General features: G+C 70.8%; 13 protein-coding genes. 8 read left to right on the top strand and 5 right to left on the bottom strand.

What is annotated here, in order from left to right; genetic code table 11:
• Positions 1–5 precede the first annotated feature (5 nt).
• Entirely contained in the window at positions 6–413 is a 408-nt protein-coding gene (locus GFH48_RS29915; protein ID WP_153291213.1) for a Rieske (2Fe-2S) protein, read from the bottom strand.
• Between the two features lie 180 nt (positions 414–593).
• Between GFH48_RS29915 and GFH48_RS29910 the strand changes: the two genes are divergently transcribed.
• Both GFH48_RS29910 and GFH48_RS29905 read left to right on the top strand, forming a co-directional pair.
• Positions 594–1,667 (top strand): LacI family DNA-binding transcriptional regulator, encoded by a 1,074-nt coding sequence (locus GFH48_RS29910; RefSeq protein WP_153291212.1) that lies wholly within the window; start codon positions 594–596, stop codon positions 1,665–1,667.
• Positions 1,664–2,575 carry a carbohydrate kinase family protein gene (locus tag GFH48_RS29905; protein WP_153291211.1) on the top strand — a complete coding sequence of 304 codons (912 nt, stop codon included), beginning with the start codon at positions 1,664–1,666 and terminating at the stop codon, positions 2,573–2,575. The genes GFH48_RS29910 and GFH48_RS29905 overlap by 4 nt, the downstream gene beginning before the upstream one ends.
• 249 nt (positions 2,576–2,824) lie before the next feature.
• Here GFH48_RS29905 and uvrA read toward each other — a convergent pair whose 3' ends face one another.
• Positions 2,825–5,896: an excinuclease ABC subunit UvrA gene (uvrA, locus tag GFH48_RS29900; RefSeq protein ID WP_153291210.1), complete on the bottom strand. Its 3,072-nt coding sequence runs from the start codon at positions 5,894–5,896 to the stop codon at positions 2,825–2,827.
• 222 nt (positions 5,897–6,118) lie between these two features.
• On the opposite strand from uvrA, the gene GFH48_RS29895 reads away from it, so the two are divergent.
• From GFH48_RS29895 to GFH48_RS29875, 5 genes are all read left to right on the top strand, one after another.
• The gene (locus GFH48_RS29895) at positions 6,119–6,808 is read left to right on the top strand and encodes a maleylpyruvate isomerase family mycothiol-dependent enzyme (RefSeq protein WP_153291209.1); all 690 of its coding nucleotides are present in this window, start codon (positions 6,119–6,121) and stop codon (positions 6,806–6,808) included.
• Between the two features lie 46 nt (positions 6,809–6,854).
• A complete protein-coding gene (locus GFH48_RS29890; protein WP_153291208.1) occupies positions 6,855–7,511 on the top strand; it encodes an MBL fold metallo-hydrolase in 657 nt (218 codons plus the stop codon).
• A gap of 340 nt (positions 7,512–7,851) precedes the next feature.
• Entirely contained in the window at positions 7,852–8,736 is an 885-nt protein-coding gene (locus GFH48_RS29885; RefSeq protein WP_153293181.1) for an ABC transporter substrate-binding protein, read from the top strand.
• Positions 8,733–9,671, top strand: a complete 939-nt coding sequence (locus GFH48_RS29880) for an amino acid ABC transporter permease (RefSeq protein ID WP_153291207.1) — start codon at positions 8,733–8,735, stop codon at positions 9,669–9,671. Before GFH48_RS29885 ends, GFH48_RS29880 begins: the two co-directional genes overlap by 4 nt.
• The gene (locus tag GFH48_RS29875) at positions 9,668–10,420 is read left to right on the top strand and encodes an amino acid ABC transporter ATP-binding protein (protein WP_153291206.1); all 753 of its coding nucleotides are present in this window, start codon (positions 9,668–9,670) and stop codon (positions 10,418–10,420) included. Before GFH48_RS29880 ends, GFH48_RS29875 begins: the two co-directional genes overlap by 4 nt.
• A 16-nt stretch (positions 10,421–10,436) precedes the next feature.
• Here the strand turns inward: GFH48_RS29875 and aroQ are convergent, their stop codons facing one another.
• A complete protein-coding gene (aroQ, locus tag GFH48_RS29870; protein ID WP_153291205.1) occupies positions 10,437–10,910 on the bottom strand; it encodes a type II 3-dehydroquinate dehydratase in 474 nt (157 codons plus the stop codon).
• 390 nt (positions 10,911–11,300) lie between these two features.
• Here aroQ and GFH48_RS29865 point away from each other — a divergent pair, with 390 nt between their 5' ends.
• Positions 11,301–12,602 (top strand): MFS transporter, encoded by a 1,302-nt coding sequence (locus GFH48_RS29865; RefSeq protein ID WP_194280717.1) that lies wholly within the window; start codon positions 11,301–11,303, stop codon positions 12,600–12,602.
• Between the two features lie 336 nt (positions 12,603–12,938).
• On the opposite strand, the gene GFH48_RS29860 is transcribed toward GFH48_RS29865, so the two are convergent.
• Positions 12,939–14,039 carry a calcium:proton antiporter gene (locus tag GFH48_RS29860; protein WP_153291204.1) on the bottom strand — a complete coding sequence of 367 codons (1,101 nt, stop codon included), beginning with the start codon at positions 14,037–14,039 and terminating at the stop codon, positions 12,939–12,941.
• Between the two features lie 135 nt (positions 14,040–14,174).
• On the bottom strand, positions 14,175–15,164 hold the full coding sequence (locus tag GFH48_RS29855) for a TerC/Alx family metal homeostasis membrane protein (protein WP_153291203.1): 990 nt from the start codon (positions 15,162–15,164) through the stop codon (positions 14,175–14,177).
• Between the last annotated feature and the right edge of the window lie 97 nt (positions 15,165–15,261).

Genomic DNA, 15,261 nt, shown 5'->3' with positions numbered 1-15,261 from the left:
GGTGATCAGGCGCCGGGACCCGCGACGATCTTCCCGTCCTTCGCCTCCACGGGCAGTTCCTTCAGCGGCGCGGTGGCCGGTGCCCGCAGCACCTTGCCCGACGTCGCGTCGAACTCGCTGCCGTGGCACGGGCAGACGAGCGTCGTCCCCCGCAGCCTGTCGATGGCGCACCCGGCGTGCGTACAGATCGTGCTGAAGGCCCTGAGGGAGCCGTCCCCGGCGCGGCTGACCACGACGTTCCGGTCCCGGTACAGCTTCGCGCCGCCCTTGGCGATCTCGCTCTCGGCACCCAGGTCGACGGGCGCGGTCGGCGTCGCCGGCGTCCCGCCGCCGCCACCGGAGCAGGCGGTGAGGGCGATCCCGGCGACGGGGGCGAGAGCCGCTCCTCGCAGGACGGTACGGCGGCCGGGCATGGCGTCTCCACTGGTCGGGGCTGGATGCGCCTCGACGATACCGGTACGGATCGCTCGCCCCCGAGCGGGGCGGGGGACGCGCTCTCCCGAGGACGTAAACGTTTGCGCAACCGTTTACGTCCGTCGCCGCGTGCGATAGGTTCCCGCCCGGGAAGGGCCACGGCGGGGAAGGGCTGGGCGATGGCGACGATGGTCGACGTGGCGGCACGCGCGGGTGTGTCCGTGGCGACCGTCTCCCACGTCCTCAACGACACGCGCCCGGTGCTGCCCCACACACGTCAGGCCGTCCTCGACGCCGTCGACGCGCTCGGCTACACGCCGAACGCCCTGGCGCGTTCGCTGGTCACCTCGCGCACCCGGTCCATCGGCCTCGCGGTGTCCGCGATCAGCAACCCGTACTTCACGGACATCCTCCAGGGCGTCGAGGCGCGCGCCCTGGAACAGGGCTACGGCCTGCTCCTCGCCGACCCGCACGACGACCCCCGGCACGAGCGGAAGGTCGTCCAGCTGTTGCACGAGCGGCGTGTCGACGGGCTGATCGTCGCGCCCTCGGCGGACCCCGACGCGCTGCTGCGCTACCTCGGCCGCCACAAGGTTCCGACCGTCTTCCTGGACCGCCTGGTCGAGGCCCCGGCCGGCCACTCCTTCGCCTTCGACCAGGTCTGCACCGAGAACGCCGCCCCCATGGCGCGACTGGTCACCCATCTCGCCGAGCGCGGCCACCGGCGCATCGGACTCGTCGCCGGGCTGTCGGGCCTGAGCACCACCACCGAGCGGATCTCCGGCTACCGCCACGGCCTCGCGGGGGCCGGGCTCCCGTACGACGAACGGCTCGTGGCGCACGGGGACTCCGTGACGGATGCGGCCGAGCGCGCCACCGGGGCTCTGCTCTCCCTCGGCGCGCCGCCCACCGCTCTCGTCACCGCGAACAACGCGATGACCATCGGCGCGCTGCGCACCCTGCGCGAGCGCGGCCTGTCCGTACCGGACGACCTGGCGCTGTGCTGCTTCGACGACTTCGCCTGGGCGGACCTGTTCGCGCCCCGGCTGACCGTGATCTCCCAGCCCAGCAAGGAGATCGGCGACCAGGCCGTCCGGCTGCTCCTGGAACGGCTTGCCGAGCCGGAGCTGCCCGGCCGGACGGTCCGGCTCCCGTGTGCCTTCGTGCACCGCGGCTCGTGCGGCTGCGCCGAGACCCTCCGCCCCGAGAGTTCCGAGAGTTCCGAGAGTTCCGCGAAAGGATCCCTGTCGTGATCGTCGTCGCCGGTGAGGCCCTGATCGACCTGGTGCCGCAGGGTGCGGGCGCGCTCGTGCACCTGCGGCCCGCACGAGGCGGCGGCCCCTACAACACCGCCGTGGCGCTGGGCCGCCTCGGCTCCCCCACCGTCTTCTGCTCCCGTGTCTCGAACGACGCCTTCGGAGAGGCGCTGCTGGACGGGCTGCGCGAGGCGCGCGTCGACGTGTCCCGCGTACAGCGCGGCGCGGAGCCGACGACGCTGGCGGTCGCCACCGTCGCCGAGGACGGATCGGCCGCGTACTCCTTCTACGTCGAAGGCACGGCGGACCGCCTGTTCACCACACCGGACCGGCTTCCCGACGCCGTGCGGGCGGTGTCCTTCGGCACGGTCTCCCTGGTCCTGGAACCCGGCGCGAGCGCTTACGAGGCACTGCTGCGGAACGCGGCCGCGCGGGGTGTGTTCACCGCGCTCGACCCGAACGTCCGGGCGGGCCTTATCCCCGACGCGGACGCCTACCGCGCCCGTTTCAAGAGCTGGCTTCCTTCCGTGTCGCTCCTCAAGCTCTCCGAGGAGGACGCGCGATGGCTGGGCGGCACCCCGGGCGAGTGGCTGGCGTCCGGTCCCGCGGCCGTCGTGATCACCCGGGGCGGCGACGGTCTGACGGTGTTCACCCGGGGCGGTGGCGTCCACTCCGTGCCCGGTGAACCGGTCGAGGTCGTGGACACCATCGGCGCCGGTGACACGGTGAACGCGGCCCTGCTGCACGGCCTGGCCGCGCGGGACGCGCTCTCCCCGGGCGCCCTGACGGACCTGAACGCCGAGGACTGGACCGAGCTGCTGCGGTTCGCGGCCCGCGCGGCGGCGGTCACCTGCTCGCGCGCGGGCGCGGAACCGCCGTACGCCGCCGAACTCGACGCCCCCTGAAATCCTCGCCAGGTCCCCTCCGGAACCGACCTGGTCGGCAGAGCACCAACCTGGTCGGCGGAAACGTCCGCGGCGACCCGCGTCCGGCCCGCGCCCGTCGCGCGGGTCCGGGCCCCGAGCGGTGACCACTCGGTGACCGTGGACCGGGCGGACGGCGGACGGCGGACGGCGGACGGCGGACGGCGGACGGCGGAGAAATGCGCGAGCCCCGCGGGGAGTTCCCGCGGGGCACCGTCTCCTGCCGACGTGTCAGGCCTTGCGCGCCCGTGTGGTCTTCTTCGCGGGTGCCGCCTTCTTGGCCGCCGTGCTCTTCGTCGCCGTGCTCTTCGTGGCCGTGCTCTTCGTCGCCGCGGCCGCCTTCTTCGTGGCCGTGCTGTCGACGGCCTTGGTGGTCGTCTTCCTGGCCGCCGTCTTGGCCGCCACCGCCTTCTTGGCCGCCGTCCCCCGGGGGGCCTTCACGGCGGAGCCGTCACTGATCCGGTCGGCTCCCAGGATCTCGCGCAGGAACTTGCCGGTGTGGCTGGTCGAAACCCCGGCGACCTCCTCGGGCGTGCCCTCGGCGACGACGAGACCGCCGCCGTTGCCTCCTTCGGGGCCCATGTCGACGACCCAGTCGGCGGTCTTGATGACGTCGAGGTTGTGCTCGATGACGATGACCGTGTTGCCCTTGTCGACCAGGCCGGACAGCACCGTGATGAGCTTGCTGATGTCCTCGAAGTGCAGACCGGTGGTCGGCTCGTCCAGCACGTACACGGTGCGTCCCGTGGAACGCTTCTGCAGCTCGCTCGCGAGCTTGACGCGCTGGGCCTCGCCGCCGGACAGCGTCGGCGCCGACTGGCCGAGCCTGACGTAGCCGAGACCGACGTCGTTGAGCGTCCTGAGGTGCCGGGCGATGGCGGGAACGGCCTCGAAGAAGTCGAGGGCCTCCTCGATCGGCATGTCCAGTACCTCGGAGATGGACTTGCCCTTGTAGTGGACCTCCAGCGTCTCCCGGTTGTACCGCGCCCCGTGACAGACCTCGCAGGGGACGTAGACGTCCGGCAGGAAGTTCATCTCGATCTTGATCGTGCCGTCGCCCGAGCAGTTCTCGCAGCGTCCGCCCTTGACGTTGAAGGAGAAGCGGCCGGGCAGATAGCCCCGCACCTTCGCCTCGGTCGTCTCGGCGAACAGCCTGCGGACGTGGTCGAAGACCCCGGTGTAGGTCGCCGGGTTCGAACGGGGGGTGCGGCCGATCGGCGACTGGTCGACGTGCACGACCTTGTCGACCAGGTCGTCGCCCTCGACGCGGGTGTGCCGGCCGGGAACGCTCCGGGCGCCGTTGAGCTCACGCGCCAGGTGCGTGTACAGGATGTCGTTGACCAGCGTGGACTTGCCGGAACCCGAGACACCCGTGACGGCCGTGAGCACGCCCAGGGGGAACGACACGTCGATGTCCTGGAGGTTGTTCTCCCGGGCACCGTGCACCGTGAGGCTGCGGCCGGGGTCCGCGGGGCGGCGGATGTCCGGGAGCGGGATCTGCCTCTTGCCCGACAGGTACTGGCCGGTCATCGACTCGGTGTTGGCGAGCAGCTCCTTCAAGGGGCCGCTGTGCACGACCTTGCCGCCGTGCTCGCCCGCGCCGGGGCCGATGTCGACGACCCAGTCGGCGACCTTGATGGTGTCCTCGTCGTGCTCGACGACGATGAGCGTGTTGCCCATGTCGCGCAGCCGGACGAGGGTCTCGATCAGGCGGTGGTTGTCGCGCTGGTGCAGACCGATGGAGGGCTCGTCGAGGACGTACAGGACGCCGACGAGTCCCGAGCCGATCTGGGTGGCCAGCCGGATGCGCTGGGCCTCGCCGCCGGAGAGGGTGCCGGCCGCGCGGTTGAGCGAGAGGTAGTCGAGGCCCACGTCGACCAGGAAGCGCAGCCGTTCGTTGACCTCCTTGAGGACACGTTCGGCGATCTTCTTGTCGCGGGCGTCCAGCTTCAGCTCGCCCAGGAAGTCCGCGCAGTCGCTGATCGACATCGCGGAGACCTCGGCGATCGACTTCTCCATGACCGTGACCGCGAGGATGAGGGGCTTGAGACGTGTGCCCTCACAGGTGGGGCAGGGCACCTCGCGCATGTAGCCCTCGAAGCGCTCACGGCTGGCGTCGCTCTCGGCCTCGCTGTGCCGCCGCTTGACGAAGGGGACGGCTCCTTCGAAGGGCGTGGTGTAGACCCGCTCGCGCCCGTACCGGTTGCGGTAGCGCACTTCGATCTGTGTCTTGTGGCCGTACAGCAGGGCCTTCCTGGCACGCTGCGGGAGACCGGCGAAGGGGATGTCGGTCCGGAATCCCAGCGCCTCCGCGAGGGCTCCGACGAGGCGTCCGAAGTAGTCCTTGGTGTGCCCGTGCGACCAGGGGTGGATCGCTCCCTCGTCGAGCGACTTGTCCTCGTCCGGGATGATCAGCTCGGGGTCGACCTCCATGCGCGTGCCGATACCGCTGCACTCGGGGCAGGCGCCGAAGGGCGAGTTGAAGGAGAAGGAGCGGGGCTCCAGCTCCTCGAAGGAGAGGTCGTCGTAGGGGCAGTACAGGTGCTCCGAGTACATGCGCTCGCGCTCGGGGTCGTCCTGCGGGAGGTCGACGAAGTCGAGCACGACCATGCCGCCGGCGAGACCGAGGGCGGTCTCCACGGAGTCGGTGAGCCGGCGCTTGGCGGTGTCCTTGACCGTGAGGCGGTCGATGACCACCTCGATGGTGTGCTTCTCCTGCTTCTTCAGCGTGGGCGGCTCGGTGAGCTGGATCGTCTCACCGTCGACCCTCGCCCTGCTGTACCCCTTGGTCTGGAGGTCGGCGAAGAGGTCGACGAACTCGCCCTTGCGCTCCCTCACCAGCGGCGAGAGCACCTGGAAGCGGCTCCCCTCGGGGAGCTCCAGGACCCTGTCGACGATGGCCTGCGGCGACTGCCGCGTGATGGAGCGGCCGCACTGGGGGCAGTGCGGCTTTCCGATGCGCGCGAAGAGCAGCCGCAGGTAGTCGTAGACCTCGGTGATCGTGCCGACCGTCGAGCGCGGGTTGCGCGAGGTCGACTTCTGGTCGATGGAGACCGCCGGGGAGAGGCCCTCGATGAAGTCGACGTCCGGCTTGTCCATCTGGCCGAGGAACTGCCGGGCGTACGAGGAGAGCGATTCGACGTAACGCCGCTGCCCCTCGGCGAAGATCGTGTCGAAGGCCAGCGAGGACTTGCCCGACCCCGACAGGCCCGTGAAGACGATGAGCGAGTCGCGCGGGAGGTCGAGCGAGACATTCTTCAGATTGTGCTCGCGCGCTCCACGGACGATGAGACGGTCGGCCACGCCGGTCCGCACCTTTCTTGAGAGAAGTGACAGGGGCGGGGCCCCCGTCACTTTCAGACTAGGGGGAGCCACTGACAGCGCCGGTTGCTTTCTCCGGTTCACAACAATCCCGGACCCTCCAGCATGCCCGACGCCACACCCGAGCTTATAGCACGTGCATTCGATTTACGGGGTCGGCCGACCACCTTCACCCGAACGTGTGGCGGGGCTAGGGTCGGCCACATGATGGATCATGTGCGCGACCTGGCGTCTGTACGTGACGCGACCGAACGACTGCTCCGCGCAGCCACCGAACTGGACAACGCTTCCGTGTCCGAGCCGTCACGGTTGCCCGGCTGGAACCGTGGCCACGTGCTCGCCCACCTCGCCCGCAACGCGGACGCACTGGTGAACGTCCTCGACGGACGCCCCATGTACGTCTCCGGGGACGCCCGGGACTCCGACATCGAACGGGACGCCCCGCGCCCCCTGGCCGTCCAGCTCGCCGACCTCCGCGAGAGCTCGGCGCGCTTCCAGGAGGCCGGGGCCGCGCCCGCGGACTGGTCACGCACGGTGGAGCTGCGCAACGGGGTCACCGACACCGCGGCCCGGGTGCCGTTCCGGCGGTGGGTCGAGGTCGCGCTGCACCATGTCGACCTCGGGATCGGGTACGACCTGGAGGATCTGCCGACGGAGTTCGTGACGCGCGAGACCCACTTCCTCGCGGAGCGGTTCGGCGGCCACGAGGACGTGCCGTCGACGGGGCTGGCCACCGACGACGGACAGGTCTGGACGACCGGCGGCGGCGCCGTGGGCGGCCCGGTCTCCGTGCGTGGTCCGGCCGCCGACCTGCTCGGCTGGCTCTCCGGACGCCGCGACGGATCCGCGCTGCGGGTCGAGGGCGGAACGCTGCCGACGCTCCCCTCCCTGTAGGCCGGGACGGACCTCGGGCCCGCTCCCCCGCTATAGGCTGACCGACATGACGTACAGCGGAGCGGTGAAGGTCGGCGGACCCGCCGAAGTGCACGAGCTGCAGAACCTGATGATCTCCAAGGTCGCGGTCGGCCCGATGGACAACAACGCCTATCTGCTGCGCTGTCGGGCCACCGACGAACAGCTGCTGATCGACGCCGCCAACGACGCCTCGACGCTGCTCACGCTGATCGGCGACGACGGCATCGCCTCCGTCGTCACCACCCACAGGCACGGCGACCACTGGCAGGCGCTCGACGAGGTCGTGTCGGCCACCGGCGCCCGTACGTACGCCGGCCGGGACGACGCGGAAGGCATCCCGGTGCCCACCGACGTGCTCGTCGGCGACGGCGACACGATCCGGGTGGGGCGTGTGGAACTCACCGCGCGCCACCTGGTGGGACACACCCCGGGCTCGATCGCCCTCGTCTACGACGACCCGCACGGACACCCCCATGTCTTCACCGGGGACTGCCTGTTCCCCGGCGGTGTGGGCAACACACGCAAGGACGCGAAGGCGTTCGCCAGCCTCATCCACGACGTGGAGACGAAGATCTTCGGCCCGCTTCCGGACGAGACCTGGGTCTACCCGGGGCACGGCAACGACACGACCCTGGGCGCCGAGCGGCCGCACCTGCCCGAATGGCACGCACGCGGCTGGTGATCGCGATCCGCCGGGCGGAACCCCGGCCCGGGGCGTGAGGCCGCCGAGCGCGCGCCCCGCGTGAATCGGACGCACACGCCGGTGCCCCGCGCGCGCTCCCGGCGCGCGCGGTGGTGCAGTCCACTTGAACACGCCCCGCACAGGATGACGGCTCCTGGTGTGGAACGGGCCGCCGGCCTTCGATCCCGTCCTCGGCCGGCGGCCCCGGCGAAGCCTACGGCCGACCGCTCGGCCGGGTTTGCCGCCGAGCGTTCACAGGACTGCAACACGCGTTCCCACCATGCGGACAATTGCCGACGTGACCTCGACAGACGGCATGGCGCACTGCCACTCTCCCGCCATGTCCCTCGCCCAACGCGCCCTGCGCCGCGCCGCGTCCACCGCCACCGTCGCCCTGCTCGCCGTCGCCGTGGGCTGTGCCCCGCAGCCGGAGGACAAGGCCTCCGACAAGGCTTCCGGGAAGACCGGGGAGGCCTGCGCGAAGGGTGCGTTGGGCACCCGGACGTCCGGCCGGCTGACGGTCGCGACCGACGAACCCGCGTACGAACCGTGGTTCAAGGACGACAAACCCGCCAACGGCAAGGGCTTCGAGTCGGCGGTCGCCTACGCCGTGGCGAGACAGCTCGGCTACGACAGGTCGAAGGTCGTCTGGCAGACCGTCCCGTTCAACAAGGCCTTCGCGCCCGGCGAGAAGACCTTCGCCTTCGACATCAACCAGGTGTCCATCAGTGCCGAGCGCGAGCAGGCCGTGGACTTCTCGTCCGGGTACTACGACGTCCGCCAGGCCGTCATCGCGCTCAAGGGCTCCAAGGCCGCGGGCGCGAAGAGCCTCGCGGACCTCAAAGGCGTGAGACTCGGCGCCCAGGTCGGCACCACCAGCCTGAACTACATCGACGACGTGCTGAAGCCGGACCGGCAGCCGGCCGCGTACGCCAAGAACGACCAGGCGAAATCGGCGCTGAAGAACGGTCAGGTAGACGCGATCGTGGTCGATCTGCCGACCGCCTTCTACATCACCGCGGCCGAGGTGACGGACGCGAAGATCGTCGGGCAGTTCGAGAACACCGGTGGCACGCCCGAGCGGTTCGGACTCGTCCTCGACAAGGGCAGCGCGCTCACCTCGTGCGTGACGAAGGCCGTGGACGCCCTGCGCGCGGACGGCACGCTCGCCTCGATCGAGAAGCGGTGGCTGTCCGAGGCCGTCGACGCCCCGGTGCTCAAGTGACCGTCACGAAGGAGGAACCGGGAGAGGATCCGGGAAAGGACCCGGGGCGGGACCCGGGAGAGCACTCCGGCGGGGGTGACCCGTCCGGGGCGTACGTTCCGTCGCCGCGGCGCATCGAACGGGAGCGCTACAGGCGTGCCCGTGCCCGCCGTGCGACGGCGATCGCCGCGCTCTCCACCCTGGTGACCGGCGCCGCCCTCTGGCTCGTCGTCGTCAGCGCGCCCGGCTGGCAGCGCACCAAGGAGACGTTCTTCGACGGCCGGTACGCGCGCGAGGCGTTCCCCAAGGTCATCGAGGGGCTCTGGCTCAACGTCCGGCTGCTGCTGGTCTGTGGTGCCGCCGTCCTCGTCCTGGGCATGCTGATCGCCGTCGCCCGCACCCTGCGCGGTCCGGTGTTCTTCCCGGTGCGCGCGCTCGCCGCCGCGTACACCGACTTCTTCCGCGGGCTCCCGCTGATCATCAACCTGATGATCGTGGTCCTGGGCGTCCCCGCGCTGCGGCTGCAGGGTGTCACCGTGGACCCGGTGCTGCTCGGCGGCACGGCGCTCACCCTGACGTACTCCGCCTACGTCGCCGAGGTGTTCCGGGCCGGCATCGAGTCCATCCACCCCTCGCAGCGCGCGGCGGCCCGCGCGCTCGGTCTCACCCACCGGCAGACCCTGCGGTACGTGGTCCTCCCCCAGGCCGTACGCCGCCAGGTGCCGCCGCTCCTCAACGACCTGGTGTCCCTCCAGAAGGACACCGGGCTCGTGTCGATCGGGGGCGCGGTCGACGCGGTGCGCGCCGCGGACATCATCGTGGGCCGCAGTCTCAACTACACGCCGTACATCGTCGCGGGACTGGTCTTCGTCGCACTGACCATCCCGATGACCCGCTTCACGGACTGGGTCACGGCCCGGATGGACCGTCAGCGGGCACAGGGAGGGACCATATGACCGACGCTCCGGTGCTGCGCATGGGGTCCGTCCGCAAGACCTTCGGGGAGACGGTGGTGCTGCGGGACGTCGACCTGGACGTCGCCCCGCACACGGTGACCGCGCTGATCGGCGCCTCCGGCTCGGGCAAGTCGACCCTGCTGCGCTGCGCGAACCTCCTGGAGGAGATCGACGATGGCGCGATCTGGCTCGACGACGAGGAGATCACCCATCCGCGGGCCGACCAGGACGCCGTACGCCGTCGCATCGGCGTGGTCTTCCAGTCGTACAACCTCTTTCCGCACATGACGGTCCTGGAGAACGTCACGCTCGCCCCGCGCCGCGTCCACGGCACCGGCCGCGCCGAGGCGGAGGCGGACGCCAGGGAACTGCTCGACCGGCTCGGCCTCGGCGCCAAGGCCGGCGAGTACCCCGACCGGCTCAGCGGCGGCCAGCAGCAACGGGTCGCGATCGTCCGCGCGTTGGCCGTACGTCCCCGGCTGCTGCTGCTCGACGAGATCACCGCCGCCCTCGACCCGGAGCTCGTGGGCGAGGTCCTGGCCGTCGTCCGGGACCTGAAGGACGAGGGCATGACCATGGTGCTGGCCACCCATGAGATGGGCTTCGCCCGCGAGGTGGCCGACCAGGTGTGCTTCCTGGACGGTGGTGTGGTCCTCGAACGCGGCACCGCCCAGGAGGTCTTCGGGAACCCGCGCGAGGAACGCACCCGGCGGTTCCTGCGCCGGATCATGGAGGCGGGACGGCTCTGAACCGCGCCCCCGCCCGTCAGACCTCCGCCTTCCCCGTTCCGGCCAGCGCCGCGACCCGCTCCACCGCGAACGCGTAGCCCTGCACGCCGCAGCCGGCGATGACCCCGTCGGCCCGCAGCGAGACGTACGAGTGGTGCCTGAACTGCTCGCGCTGATGGATGTTGGAGATGTGGACCTCCACCACCGGCAGACCGTCACAGGTGTTGAGAGCGTCCAGGATCGCGACGGAGGTGTGTGAGTAGGCGGCCGGGTTGATCACGATCCCGGCGTGGTCGCGGCGCGCCTCGTGGATCCAGTCGACCAGTTCGCCCTCGTGGTTGGACTGACGGAAGTCCACCGTGCCGCCGTGCGCGGCCGCCGCCTTGGCGCACAGGGCCTCGACGTCGGCGAGCGTGTCGGAACCGTAGATCTCCGGCTGCCGCTGCCCGAGGAGGTTCAGATTGGGCCCGTTGAGAATCATGATCGGGGCGGTGGCGAGGGTGCGGGGCACGGTTCCTCCGGTCCTTCCAGGTCTGCCGGCCCTTCCAGGACCGCTGCTCGGTCCCCGGTCTATCACGGTGCGACGCTTCCGTGACCGTCCGTACGTCACCTCGCGGCCGGGCTCCCGACCGCACCGTCGCCCCCGACGCGCATCCGGGACACGACGATCCCCGACCGGTCATCCCCTGCCGGCAATGCCCTGCCGGGGAACGAGCTGTGACGACGGGCCCGGCCGGGGAGCGCGCCGTGCCGACGGACCCGGGGAGCGAGCCGTGCCGACGGCCCCGGGGAGCGAGCCGTGTCGACGGATCCGCCCGGCGCATCACCGTCACCTGCTGGCGCACCCTGCGCTCCCGCACGCCCCCCGTAACTGATGGTCACCGTGGGTAGTTGACGCGGCATGCACGACGTACGCTCCGTGAGGGCGCCCTCCATGCTCCGGCTCGCGGCCGCCTCGCTCGTCGGGACGGCCATCGAGTTCTACGACTTCTTCGTCTACGGAACCGCTGCCGCGCTCGTCCTCGGGCCGCTGTTCTTCCCCACCTTCTCGCCGCTGGCGGGGACGCTCGCGGCCTTCGCGACGTTCGGCGTCGGGTTCGTCGCCCGCCCTCTCGGCTCGGTGCTCTTCGGGCACATCGGGGACCGGCGCGGGCGTCGCCCGGTGCTCGTCGCCTCCCTGCTGCTGACCGGCGCGGCCACGGTCGCGGTCGGCTGCGTACCGGCGTACGACACCCTCGGCGCGGCCGCTCCCGTACTCCTGCTCGTGCTGCGGTTCCTGCAGGGGCTCGGACTCGGCGGGGAGTGGGGCGGTGCGGTCCTGCTGACCGCCGAGCACGCGCCCGCCGAGCGCCGGGGGCTGTGGTCGAGCTTCCCGCAGATGGGTCCTTCGCTCGGGTTCGTGCTGGCCAACGGCGTCATGCTGGTGCTGTCGGCGGCGCTGTCCGACGCGCAGTTCGCCGAGTGGGGGTGGCGGGTGCCGTTCTGGGCCTCGGGCGTGCTCGCGGCGGCGGGGCTGTGGCTGCGCGGCTCGCTCCCGGAGAGTCCGCGGTTCCTGGAGGTGCGGGACCACTCGCGCGCGCCGATCCTCGAGGTGGTGCGCCACCACTGGCGGCTGGTGCTGCTGACGGCCGGCGGCCTCGCGGTCGGTTACGCGGTCTTCTACGCGGTGACGACCTGGGCGCTCGCCTACGGTGTCGAACGGCTCGGTGTGAGCCGTACCGTCATGCTGGCCTGCATCATGGCCGCCGTGGTGGTGAAGGGCTGCCTGACGCCCGTGGTCGCGCTGCTCGGCGACCGTTACGGGCGGCGGCCGCTGTGCCTGGCGGGGTGCGCGGGCGCCGCGCTGTGGATGTTCCCGATGATCGCCCTCCTCTCGACCGGCCAACCGCTGCTGATGTTCTTCGGGTTCCTGGTCGCCCTGATCGCCTTCATCACGATGTTCGCGGTGATCGCCGCGTATCTGCCGGAGTTGTACGAGCCCCGGGTGCGCTGCACGGGCGCGGCGGTGGGCTACAACCTGGGCGGTGTCCTCGGCGGCGCGCTCACGCCGATCGTGGCGACGGCGGTGGCCGAGGGAGAGCGGGTTCCCTGGGGCGTGGCCGCGTATCTGACGGGGGTCGCGCTCGTCAGTCTGGGGTGCTTCGCGCTGCTGCCGGAGACCCGGCCGGTGCCTCGCCTCGCCGTCTCGGCCGTCACCGAGTGAAGCGGGATGCGATGGCGTGCGGCCCAATGTGGCGGGATGAACACCGGTCACTGAGCGCCGGACCGGTGCCGGGGATGGATCGCCGGGGGCGGACCGCCGGGCCTCGACCACCCGACCGCCGCGTGCCTCCGCTGGACGCCAGGTCCGACCGCGGGACACCAGGTACGGCCATGGGACGCCGAGCACGTCCGTGAGACGCCCAAGCACGTCCGTGAGGCGCCGGGTGCGACCACGGGACGCCGGCTGCGGCCGTGAGTGGATCGCCCCGTGCGTGCCGGCAGCCGGTCGCCGGCTGTCCCGTGGGCGTCGGTCGCCGAGCTGCGGACGGTCGGCCGTCTAAGGAGTGACCGCCAGTTCCAGATAGGCGGCGAACAGCACCAGGTGGACGCCTCCCTGGAGGGGCGTGGCGCGCCCCGGGACGACCGTCAGGGAGCTCACGGCCACGGTGAGTACGAGCAGCACCATATGGGTCGGGCCGAGGCCGAGGACCAGCGGCCCGGAGAGCCAGACGGACGCGAGCGCGACCGCGGGGATCGTCAGGCCGATGCTGGCCATCGCGGAGCCGAGGGCGAGGTTGAGACTGGTCTGCACGCGGTCGCGACGGGCCGACCGGAGCGCGGCGATGGTCTCGGGCAGCAGTACCAGCAGTGCGATGATCACGCCCACCACGGACTGCGGCATGCCGGCCGCCTCGACACCGGACTCGATGGTGGGCGAGACGCCCTTGGCGAGACCGACCACACCGACGAGCGCGAGGGCGAGCAGCGCCAGGCTGATCCTCGCGTCGCGGGCGGACGGGGCGTGGGCGTGCTCGTCCACGTCGATCACCTGGCCCTGGCAGGTGATCGGCAGGAAGTAGTCGCGGTGCCGCACGGTCTGGGTCGCCACGAACAGGCCGTACAGGACGAGTGAGGCGAGCGCGGCGAAGGTGAGCTGGGCCGTGGAGAACTCGGGGCCCGGCTTGCTGGTGGTGAAGGTCGGGAAGACCAGGCTGAGTGTGGCGAGCGTCGCGACGGTCGCCAGGGCGGCTCCGGTGCCCTCGGCGTTGAAGACGGCGAGCCCGTGGCGCAGGGAGGCGACGAGCAGGCACACCCCGACGATGCCGTTGCAGGTGATCATCACGGCCGCGAACACCGTGTCGCGGGCGAGGGTCGAGCTCTTGGCGCCGCCGTCAGCCATCAGGGTGACGATCAGGGCCACCTCGATGATCGTGACCGCGACGGCGAGAACGAGGGAGCCGAACGGTTCGCCGACCCGGTGCGCCACCACCTCCGCGTGGTGGACGGCCGCCAGCACCGCCCCGGCGAGGATCAGGGTCACCAGCGCGACCATCGCGCCGGGCAGGTCCCGTCCCCAGGTGAGGACGAGCAAAACCACCGCGACCACGGGCACGAAGGCCGTCCACCGTGTCAGGAGTGACCGGAGCGGAGCGATCATGCAGCGATCGTCGCAGGGGTGGGCGGCCCCCGCATTCCGATGGCGCGCCGCCCCCGGCGACCGGAAGCACCGGGAGGGGTGCGCGGCGGTTCACCGCGCGACCCTCCCCGGACGCTTGTTCCGCACCCGCCTCGGTCAGACGTCGACGCTGTCCTTCTGAGCGCCTTCGGAGTTCTCCCGCGCCGTCCGCCTCCTGGTGGCCGTCAGGCTGGTGATCGTCGTGACGATCAGGACCGCGCAGATGACACCGAGCGAGACCGGGATGGATATCTCGGGGACGTGGACGCCGGACTCGTGGAGCGCGTGCAGCACGAGCTTGACGCCGATGAAGCCGAGGATGACCGACAGGCCGTAGGAGAGGTGGACCAGCTTCTTCAGCAGACCGCCGATCAGGAAGTACAGCTGCCGCAGACCCATCAGCGCGAACGCGTTGGCCGTGAAGACGATGTACGGGTCCTGGGTCAGACCGAAGATCGCGGGGATGGAGTCCAGCGCGAAGAGCACGTCCGTGGTGCCGATCGCGAGCATCACGACCAGCATCGGCGTCATGACGCGCTTGCCGTTCTGCTGGATCCACAGCTTGGTGCCGTGGTAGCGGTCGGCCACACCGAATCGCTTCTCCGCGGCCTTGAGCAGGCGGTTCTCCTCGAACTCCTCCTCGTCCTCGTCGGCCCGCGCCTCCTGGATCAGCTTCCAGGCCGTGTAGATGAGGAACGCGCCGAAGATGTAGAAGACCCACGCGAAGTTCGCGATGATCGCGGCTCCCGCGGCGATGAAGACCGCGCGCAGGACGAGCGCTATGAGCACACCGACGAGGAGCACGCGCTGCTGGTACTGCGAGGGCACCGCGAATTTCGCCATGATCAGGACGAAGACGAAGAGGTTGTCCACGCTCAGCGACTTCTCGGTGATGAAGCCCGCGAAGAACTCGCCGGCCGGCTGGCCGCCGGAGAAGACGAGCAGTCCCAGTCCGAACAGTCCGGCCAGGGCGATCCAGACGAGCGTCCAGATTCCGGCTTCCTTGATCGATACGTCGTGCGGTTTGCGGCCGATGAAGAAGTCGACCGCGATGAGGGCGGCGAGGCCCAAGATCGTGAGGACCCAAAGGGTCAAGGAAACATCCACTGCGCCTCCGGCAGTACGTAACGGCAGATTTCAGCGTCGTCGCTACCGGAGGTCTCTTCCACCCGTGTCCGATGGGGCGCGTGATGCGCCTTCCGGT

The sequence above is a fragment of the Streptomyces fagopyri genome, from assembly GCF_009498275.1.
GTDB lineage: Bacteria > Actinomycetota > Actinomycetes > Streptomycetales > Streptomycetaceae > Streptomyces > Streptomyces fagopyri.
The sequence above is the reverse complement of the archived record's forward strand: the minus strand, read 5'-3'. Positions and strand labels throughout refer to the sequence as shown.

Bases quoted from the DNA above. Each gene is read 5' to 3' on its own strand.
- GFH48_RS29860 (WP_153291204.1), bottom strand. From the start codon at position 14,039: ATGATCGCTCCGCTCCGGTCACTCCTGACACGGTGGACGGCCTTCGTG.
- GFH48_RS29865 (WP_194280717.1), top strand. From the start codon at position 11,301: ATGCACGACGTACGCTCCGTGAGGGCGCCCTCCATGCTCCGGCTCGCG.
- GFH48_RS29890 (WP_153291208.1), top strand. From the start codon at position 6,855: ATGACGTACAGCGGAGCGGTGAAGGTCGGCGGACCCGCCGAAGTGCAC.
- GFH48_RS29885 (WP_153293181.1), top strand. From the start codon at position 7,852: ATGTCCCTCGCCCAACGCGCCCTGCGCCGCGCCGCGTCCACCGCCACC.
- GFH48_RS29895 (WP_153291209.1), top strand. From the start codon at position 6,119: ATGATGGATCATGTGCGCGACCTGGCGTCTGTACGTGACGCGACCGAA.
- GFH48_RS29910 (WP_153291212.1), top strand. From the start codon at position 594: ATGGCGACGATGGTCGACGTGGCGGCACGCGCGGGTGTGTCCGTGGCG.
- GFH48_RS29875 (WP_153291206.1), top strand. From the start codon at position 9,668: ATGACCGACGCTCCGGTGCTGCGCATGGGGTCCGTCCGCAAGACCTTC.
- GFH48_RS29915 (WP_153291213.1), bottom strand. From the start codon at position 413: ATGCCCGGCCGCCGTACCGTCCTGCGAGGAGCGGCTCTCGCCCCCGTC.